The 8,194-nt window shown below is 45.4% G+C and carries 7 protein-coding genes; 4 read left to right on the top strand and 3 right to left on the bottom strand.

Annotated elements, in window-relative coordinates; translation table 11 throughout:
• Positions 1-415: 415 nt before the first annotated feature.
• Positions 416-2,275, bottom strand: a complete 1,860-nt coding sequence (locus tag O9323_RS15450) for an iron uptake porin (RefSeq protein WP_002753317.1) — start codon at positions 2,273-2,275, stop codon at positions 416-418.
• 387 nt (positions 2,276-2,662) lie between these two features.
• Between O9323_RS15450 and O9323_RS15445 the strand changes: the two genes are divergently transcribed.
• Positions 2,663-3,049, top strand: a complete 387-nt coding sequence (locus tag O9323_RS15445) for a hypothetical protein (protein ID WP_002753319.1) — start codon at positions 2,663-2,665, stop codon at positions 3,047-3,049.
• Between the two features lie 272 nt (positions 3,050-3,321).
• On the opposite strand, the gene O9323_RS15440 is transcribed toward O9323_RS15445, so the two are convergent.
• On the bottom strand, positions 3,322-4,698 hold the full coding sequence (locus O9323_RS15440) for a cobyrinic acid a,c-diamide synthase CobB (RefSeq protein WP_288125389.1): 1,377 nt from the start codon (positions 4,696-4,698) through the stop codon (positions 3,322-3,324).
• Positions 4,699-4,789: 91 nt separating this feature from the next.
• On the opposite strand from O9323_RS15440, the gene O9323_RS15435 reads away from it, so the two are divergent.
• From O9323_RS15435 to O9323_RS15425, 3 genes are read left to right on the top strand one after another with little or no spacing between them, the layout of a single operon-like run.
• Positions 4,790-5,977, top strand: coding sequence for an RNA-guided endonuclease InsQ/TnpB family protein (locus O9323_RS15435; RefSeq protein ID WP_288125388.1), 1,188 nt, complete (start codon positions 4,790-4,792; stop codon positions 5,975-5,977).
• Positions 5,978-6,023: 46 nt separating this feature from the next.
• A complete protein-coding gene (locus tag O9323_RS15430; RefSeq protein WP_002753858.1) occupies positions 6,024-6,596 on the top strand; it encodes an ABC transporter substrate-binding protein in 573 nt (190 codons plus the stop codon).
• Positions 6,597-6,608: 12 nt separating this feature from the next.
• On the top strand, positions 6,609-7,379 hold the full coding sequence (locus O9323_RS15425) for an ABC transporter permease (protein WP_272104590.1): 771 nt from the start codon (positions 6,609-6,611) through the stop codon (positions 7,377-7,379).
• Positions 7,380-7,426: 47 nt separating this feature from the next.
• Here the strand turns inward: O9323_RS15425 and O9323_RS15420 are convergent, their stop codons facing one another.
• Positions 7,427-7,780, bottom strand: a complete 354-nt coding sequence (locus O9323_RS15420) for a hypothetical protein (protein WP_002753862.1) — start codon at positions 7,778-7,780, stop codon at positions 7,427-7,429.
• Positions 7,781-8,194 lie beyond the last annotated feature (414 nt).

The following is an 8,194-nucleotide window of genomic DNA, read 5'->3' as shown; positions in this document are numbered from 1 at the left end:
ATTAGAGAAGATGCAAGGGTGATGCAAGGGTGATGCAAGGGTTTTAAGAGATTCTAGCAGATTTAAGTGCATTTGGGAAGCTCTCAATCAAGCTAAAAGCCCTTTCCTGTAAGGTTTTTACCATTATTCAGCAAACCCTATTTAACTAAGATGGTTGGCTAAAAACTGTCTTTGATTCTTTAACTTGTCCTTTTTATACTCGAAAAAGCTCGCAAGTATAAAAGTTTATGCTGCCTATTTTTTCGGAAAAATAGGTTGTAATGCAAGACTCTTTGTTTTCCTAGACAAAAATAATTACTTTTTCAAAAAAACACTTTTCTATTTTTTTGTTGGGTATTTTATTCTCTGGAAGTCCCTTATTTGCCTAAAACAAAACCCCACCATGGGTGGGGTTTCGGGTTTAATTTAGGAAATCCTAGAAGGTAAAGGTTCCGCGAAGGGTGCCAATCCACTCGTTACCAGTGCCTTTGAACTGTTCAGGTGCAGAAATCCAGATGACACCGGGGGTGATAGAAATATTGTCGGTGACTTGGTACTTGTAGAACAATTCAACGTGGTAGGGAACAATGTTAGATACTTTCAGACCCATGTCCCGGAAGCTTAAGTGACCAATGTAGGGCTGCGCACCAGCAAACAGACCTAAGATATTTCCTTCTTTACCTAAGTCGGGGAAGGCAATACCAGCACCGTAAGTCCACACTTCCGCATCACCGAGACCGAGTAAGCGCACGGTGGAGTAGGAACCGAAGGCACTCAAGCTGGCGAAACCAATATCTACCGCACCGGTTAAACCGTAGCTATTGGATACTTTGGCTCCGAAGTTGAAGAAACCGACTTCATCCTGTAGGGTTACGTCTCCAGGAGGGTTGCCGTTGACGTTGAGCAGGGTATTTAACTGAGTTTGGGAAAGGTTAGCGGCGGAACTTCCCGTCACACCGAAGGAACCACCGTTACCGAAGATGGCGGTATCGGCACCTTGGTAGGCATTAACGTAGGTGAAGCCGACGTTGAGGAAGTTAAAGAGGTTAGCGTTAATCTGTGCTAAAGCGGCGTAATCTCCGTTAAAGAGACCATTACCCGGGTTAGGATTGGCCGCAGAACTAGAGCCACCACCACCGGCTAAGTAACCCAAGGATAGGGAGGTCGGACCGACAATGCTTTGGAGGAAGCCTAACTGTAGGCTAACACCAGCCCCAGAACCACCACCGATACGATAGATGGGGTTTTCAGAAGCGAAGGTAGATAGCGCACCATTACCACCGTCGAAGTCTTCAAAGAAGGGATTAGTGGTGGGAACGAAGTCATTCCAAATACCACCCCAAGCGGCAACATAGGTATTGAAGCGACCAAAATAACCTAAGTCAATCGGGGTGTAGTAGGCCAACCAGTCGAGAACCACATCGCTACCGTTACCCGCAGCGGTCCAAGTTTGGAATAGGGAAGGGCTTTGCAGATTATCGAATCTGACGGAAGCGGGATCACCATTTTGTAGTGTGGTGGTCGATTTGTAATCAAATCCGAAGGGAGTGGCACTACCCGCCGCTAAACGAGTTTTCAGTACGTCCTGACCGGTGAAGCTCGTGTTTAAAACTAAACGAGCGCGGTATTGCATGGCGGCCTGGGATGCGGGGCTACCAGCACCAACCGTATCGGTGACAGCGAAGATGACTTCCCCAGCTAATTTGGTGGTGGTGGAGAATTGATTATTTTCGAGGAAAGACACCCGGCTTTCTAAGTTATCAACTCTAGCTCCCAAGGCTGCTAATTCAGCTTGGAACTCGTCCATCAAGCGCTTGAGGGCATCTAAGTCTTCCTTGAGGACGTTGACACCATCTTGAATTAAACGTTCCATGACGTTTAAGCAAGCGTTTAAACCAGCCGCAAACTCCCAACGGGTTAAAGCTCGGTCACCCCGGAAGGTGCGATCGGGATAACCAACAATACAACCATAGCGCTCCACAAGGCTTCTTAGGGCTTCATAGGCCCAGGCGGTGGGGGAAACATCCCGCAGTTGGTTAACGCTGGTGACTTGATCGATGGTATTGGCTTCCACGGGTACGGACTGTCCTTCGTTACCGTACTGTTCGATCTGATTGAGTAGTTCGCCAGTTCCTGCACCGGTGTTCTGAACTTGAGCGATTTCTAGATTGTTAAATTCGGTAGAAACACTGGTAGATTTGACGGGATCGAAGCTACTAGCATTAGCGGAAGCTACTAGGGTAGCCCCTAAAATCGCTGGGCTAACCAGCAATGATTTCCAGAACATTCTTAACATGATGGTTTTTTCCTCACACCTTATAGGTTGACTACACAGTTTGATCACGCATATAGCCTTACTATTCTTTTGCCATTATACACGATTTAATTGCTTAGGGAAAGATGCGATCTCATTTTTTTTCCTTGACCGGTTGACAAAGTGGCCACCCTGTCGCTCCTAACGGCACTTAAACAAAAACTAAAGTAGGTAAAATCCTTACAGAGAGAAGACTTAAGCTCAAATAACAGGCTCATCTAGACGAGTCGGGCAAGGTTCTGTGATTTTGATAACGACGACTGAACTGAGTTGTCGTCAGGTTAATTGATGATTTCTGTAGTGGCACTCTTAATATGGAGTGATGTCTAATGGGCAAAACTTAACGCCGATAAAAACAGAGACAAAACCATGAAAAAAAGAAAGATAGCCAATACACTGCGTAAAGCCTTGCTAGAAGATGGCAAGATGGAACGCGCTCTCTATGAATACGAATTAGAAGAACACCTAGACTACTGGTACGAAGGTCTCAAGTCCGACCGTGAGCAGTTTGTCTTTGCCGTCACGGAAAACTCCGGTGATGTGGCAATGGTATTGATTACGCCAGATAAAACTATCTACGTCAATGAGGAGGCTAGAGAGAAACTAGCTGAATTCTGGATCAAAGCTTATAGAAATAATATAAATCGATTGATTCCCATGATGGCGGAGAATCTGGCCAATAATATTATTTCGGTGACAGGCGTTAAAATGGTGTCCCCAAACCAGCATCGGCACTGGGTTAGTTTGCGCCCGTAGAGTTAAAGTACAGAGATAACGGGAAACCCTGAAAAACTATCCGCCCTTACCAATTGCTCGGTAAGGGCGGTGTAGCGGGTCATCGGAATCGACACCAGACTGCCGGAAGGAACTCCAGCTAGTCTAAATCTTGTTTAGACGTGGGGGTCTAGAGAACAGCCCCGGCGCACAGCCGGCTATTGTCGATTAGGAGACCCATGCTTTTACTACTTTCTACCATCGACATCACCTCCTGTATCCCTTAACGGATTGATTATCAAATTTGTCTGCAACTAGCTTAACGCAGCTGTTCGGAAAAAATCAAGGCCGGCAGCTAAGAATTTTTTTGGCAGGCCCAGATTAGCCCCAAAATGTAGGTGGAGATAGGAAGCGTGCAGATTCTTGCCTTGCCACCCTTCGCCATTGATGTCACTTTTGGGGAATGCTTGCAGTTGATAAATCGGTGCGTCGCTCACCCCGCTTAATTGGGAGCGATGGAATTCATGGCCGCGCACTGGTTGACCTGCTTTGAGCAGGATCGTCTCCTGTTTGGCGATGGCTTGCCGATAACCTAGGGTTAATTTCGGGGACATTATAGCAGATTGGGGGATTATTTGCAACATAGAATGGTTTTTTTGCTCAAAATCAACTATTTTGTCACATAAATACATTAATCCCCCACATTCGGCGTAGGTGGGCATTCCAGAGGCGATCGCTTTTCTCACCTGAGTTAAGATAGGGGTGTTAGCTGCTAATTCCGGGGCAAAGATTTCGGGAAAACCGCCACCAAAGTACAACCCTTGCAGGTTTTCGGGCAAATTTGCCCCTTGCAAGGGACTCCAAAAGATTAATTCCGCGCCTAAATTGGCTAAAATATCGAGATTATCGGGATAATAAAAGTTAAAAGCCTTATCTCTGGCAATACCGATACGGATAGGGGGAAAAAGCTTATTTTCTTCTGTGGGATTTTTCGGGTTCTCTTGGGGAGAAATAGTGAGTAAAGGCAAGAGAATGTCCCAATTAAAGCAGTTTTGGGCAATAGAAGCCAGTTGATCTTGCAGTTGCCTGATTTCTCCTAGTTCATCCCTGGGAACCAATCCTAGATGGCGATCGGGAATTGTCAGGGAATCTTGACGACGCAAAACCCCGACAATCGGCATATTGATCGATTCTAGGGCGGTTTGCAGTAATTGCAGGTGGCGATCGCTACCAACCCGATTGAGGATAACTCCGGCTAGATGAAGATTTTTGTCTAAAGATTGATAACCGCGGACAATAGCGGCGACAGAGGTAGATAAACGACTACAATCGATAACTAACAGCAGAGGAAGCCCTAAAATACGGGCAATATGGGCGGTACTGGCATAATCGGGAAATTGAGTATCGCTTAATTGAATACCATCAAATAGCCCCATTACCCCTTCAATCAGAGCATAATCGACATTTTGACAATGTTGGGCAAAACAGGTTTTTACATAGTCTTCAGAAGTTAAAACCGGATCGAGATTGCGACAGGGGCGACCGGTAAAATAAGTATGGAACATGGGATCGATATAATCGGGCCCGACTTTAAAAGATTGCACTCGATCGCCACGACTGATTAAATAGGCCAAGATTGCCAGAGTAATCGTCGTTTTACCGACTCCGCTTCTTTCTCCTGCGATGATCATCGAAAATTTTGGGTCTGAAACCCCGTCGTTCTACGACGGCTTTACCGTCAAATATTAGCACATTTACACGATATATGCTAAAATGTGAGACATGGAAAAAGCCTATTCTTACCGATTTTACCCCACACCAAAACAAGAGTCGCTATTGCGGCGCACATTGGGCTGTGTAAGATTCGTTTACAATAAAGCTCTCCACGAACGAACACAAGCTTGGTATGAAAAGCAAGAAAGAGTAGGCTACGCTCAAACTTCTTCAATGTTGACCGATTGGAAAAAACAAGAAGAATTAGACTTTTTAAACGAAGTTAGCTGTGTACCTTTACAACAAGGTTTAAGACACCTACAAACAGCTTTTACTAACTTCTTTGCTGGTCGTACTAAGTATCCTAACTTTAAGAAAAAACATCAAGGAGGAAGTGCCGAATTTACCAAATCTGCTTTTACAATTAAAGACAGACAAATCTATTTAGCTAAATGCACAGAACCTTTACCTATTCGATGGTCAAGACACATCCCAGAAAGCTGTGAACCAAGCACAGTAACAGTCAGATTACATCCTTCTGGACGTTGGCATATTTCAATTAGATTTGATGACCTAACAATTAAGCCTTTATCAGTAACAGATAAAGCCATTGGAATTGACTTAGGAATTAGTAGCCTTGTGATTACCAGCGATGGTGACAAAGTATCTAATCCCAAGCATTTTAACAAGCATTATCGGAGACTGCGAAAAGCCCAAAAAAGCCTTTCTAGAAAACAGAAAGGCTCAAAAAATCGGGAAAAAGCAAGAATCAAAGTAGCCAGAATTCACGCTCAAATCACCGATAGCAGGAAAGACCATTTACATAAGCTAACCACTCAATTAGTCCGTGAAAACCAAACGATTGTGGTTGAGAATTTAGCCGTCAAGAATATGGTAAAAAACCCGAAATTATCTCAGGCAATATCTGACGTTAGTTGGGGAGAAATCACTCGACAATTAGGCTACAAATGCCGTTGGTACGGCAGAAATTACATCGAAATAGATAGATGGTTTCCTAGCTCTACGCGGTGCAGTAATTGCGGGTATATTGCTGAGAAAATGCCGTTAAATATTCGAGAGTGGGATTGTCCAGACTGTGGGACACACCATGACCGAGATGTTAACGCTAGTAAAAACATTTTGGCCGCAGGGCTTGCGGTGTCAGTCTGTAGAGCGACCATAAGACCAGAACAGAGTAAATCTGTTAAGGCAGGTGCGGAACCCCGCAAGGGAAAGAAGCAGAAACCTAAATCGTGAGGTTTGGGAATCGCCGTCCGTTTTACGGCGGCGAGGATGTCAAATCGTGGCTGAACCTTTCAACGCGGCGGCGGAAAATCTCAAAACCGGTAGGGTTCTCCGTTTCACCGGCGATGTCTGGAAGAATCACGCCTGTTGCGTTGTCTTTGTTCACGAGGAGGATATTAGGCAACGGAAACAATGGACGCAGAAGGTGGTAAACGCCCTCGTTAAAGCCCAACTCTGGTCCCGGAGCAATCGCTCGGAAGTGGCCCGGATTCTCTCTAAAGATGGTGGAAAATATACGCCTCACCCGCTGCCGGTATTGCAACGGGCGCTTACTTACTACGATCGCAATTTCTATAAGAAAGACGGGGCGATCCAGAATCCAGACTGGCAGGTCAACCGGATCGATTTCCAGCCCTATCCTTTCCCTTCCTATAGGTCGGAACTGGTACGCTTGCTCAAAACCACTCAGGTGGAAGGAAATACGGATTTTCTCCAAAAACTGCAACCCCGACAGGTGGCCCGGGATCTCGTGGATGACTCTTTTGTCCGTAATGCCTTGCAACAGGTGGGCGGACCGAAAGCTTTCGGCTTACCGAATAATCTCTCCCGCATCGAGACGATCAAATTTTAAAGGTCCGAACCTATGAAGTCACAATCTTTGACCTCCCCGCCAAGAGCTTTACTACCCTTATGGGGTATGGGTTTTGGATTATTGCTCTGGTGGCTATTTACCAGTCCTCTATGGCACTCAAACCCGATTTTAAATGATTTTTCCCCTGAGCGATCTTTTGTCGCTTTATTACATCTTTTTGTTGGGGGGGAGATTATGCCCCATATCCTCACCAGTTGCCGCCGGGTTATTGTGGGCTTGGTTCTCGCTAGTGCCATCGGTGTGCCGTTGGGGGTATTAATCGGGTTGTATCGCTCCCTTGAATCGGCTTTGTCAGCCCTATTTCAATTTCTACGCATGATTTCGCCCCTTTCTTGGATGCCTTTAGCGGTGATGGTTTTGGGAATTGGTGATCTACCCGTGTATTTTTTGCTGACGGTGGCGGCCATCTGGCCGATCCTTCTCAATACGGCTGCTGGGGTTAATGCGGTTGATCGCTCTTGGTTGACTTTAGCCCGCAGTCTCTGTGCTACCCGAGGGGAAACGGTTTTCCAGATTATTCTGCCTGCGATCCTCTCCCATCTCTTAACTGGTTTCCGTTTGGCTATAGGTATTATCTGGATCGTTCTTGTCCCGGCGGAAATGCTGGGGGTTAGTGCGGGTTTGGGTTATTATATTCTCGATACACGCGATCGACTCGCCTATTCAGAGTTGATGGCAGTGATTCTCGTTATTGGTGCGATTGGTTATCTGCTCGATTGGGGTTTGCGTCTGGCTCATCGCTCTTGGACGCATCAAGATTAGCCTATTGGTTCGACTATGTGGGAAGGGGGAAGTCTTGGCGCTTTTCCTTAGTTGAAAGAGCGGGCCAGACGACTAACCCCGGTGTGTAATAACTGTTCCAAACTTTGGCGATCGCTGATGGCTTGAAGATTGACCAAAAAACAGGTTAAACCCAGTCCAAAGAGGATAAAAGTGGGGGCCATAACCACACCAATCATCAACCAGGTGGCGACGTGGAGAAACATGGTGAGGGCGAACAACAAAGCTAGGGAAGCAATGGGGAAGATTTGACGGGTAGGACGACCGAAATAGAGAAAAAGAACCGTTAAAAGGGTGGTTACTAAGTTAGCGGGTACTAAAAAGGCACAAATCGAGACGCAATAGTTGCGGGAAAATTCAGCGAGGGTATTAAAATCTATCATTAATATTACTTTACAATTGCCTGAGTCTTAGTACTCTCGATTGTAGCGGAAAATTTACATGATCGGGATGAAGGTGACTAAAGAGGGATGAAGCTGTGGTGCCATAGATTTTCGAGAGGGAGCTAAAACGAGGATCGGGGTTAACCACAGAAACCAAAAACCTACCTAAAGCTTTTTAAAGCTACTCATTTCTGTAGCTAGATAGCTAAAATAAGTAACTTTGGCCACCGATAGATTTTAAGAACGTTATCAGGTATAATCAAGATATGAAGCTAGTTGAACGTCATATTATCAGTCAAAACCATCCCTTATGGTCAGAAATCGACCATTATGCCTTCTTGTCAAAAAATTTGTTCAATCTAGCTAACTACCATTATCGCCAATATTTCTTTGAAAACTCCCAAAAACTGAGTT

Origin of the sequence: Microcystis sp. LE19-131.1A, assembly GCF_027532015.1 — a bacterium.
Classification (GTDB): Bacteria; Cyanobacteriota; Cyanobacteriia; order Cyanobacteriales; family Microcystaceae; genus Microcystis; species Microcystis ichthyoblabe_A.
Note: the sequence above shows the minus strand (reverse complement) of the source record. Positions and strands in the feature narration are given on the sequence as shown.

Bases quoted from the DNA above. Each gene is read 5' to 3' on its own strand.
- O9323_RS15450 (WP_002753317.1), bottom strand. From the start codon at position 2,275: ATGTTAAGAATGTTCTGGAAATCATTGCTGGTTAGCCCAGCGATTTTA.
- O9323_RS15445 (WP_002753319.1), top strand. From the start codon at position 2,663: ATGAAAAAAAGAAAGATAGCCAATACACTGCGTAAAGCCTTGCTAGAA.
- O9323_RS15440 (WP_288125389.1), bottom strand. From the start codon at position 4,698: ATGATCATCGCAGGAGAAAGAAGCGGAGTCGGTAAAACGACGATTACT.
- O9323_RS15435 (WP_288125388.1), top strand. From the start codon at position 4,790: ATGGAAAAAGCCTATTCTTACCGATTTTACCCCACACCAAAACAAGAG.
- O9323_RS15425 (WP_272104590.1), top strand. From the start codon at position 6,609: ATGAAGTCACAATCTTTGACCTCCCCGCCAAGAGCTTTACTACCCTTA.
- O9323_RS15420 (WP_002753862.1), bottom strand. From the start codon at position 7,780: ATGATAGATTTTAATACCCTCGCTGAATTTTCCCGCAACTATTGCGTC.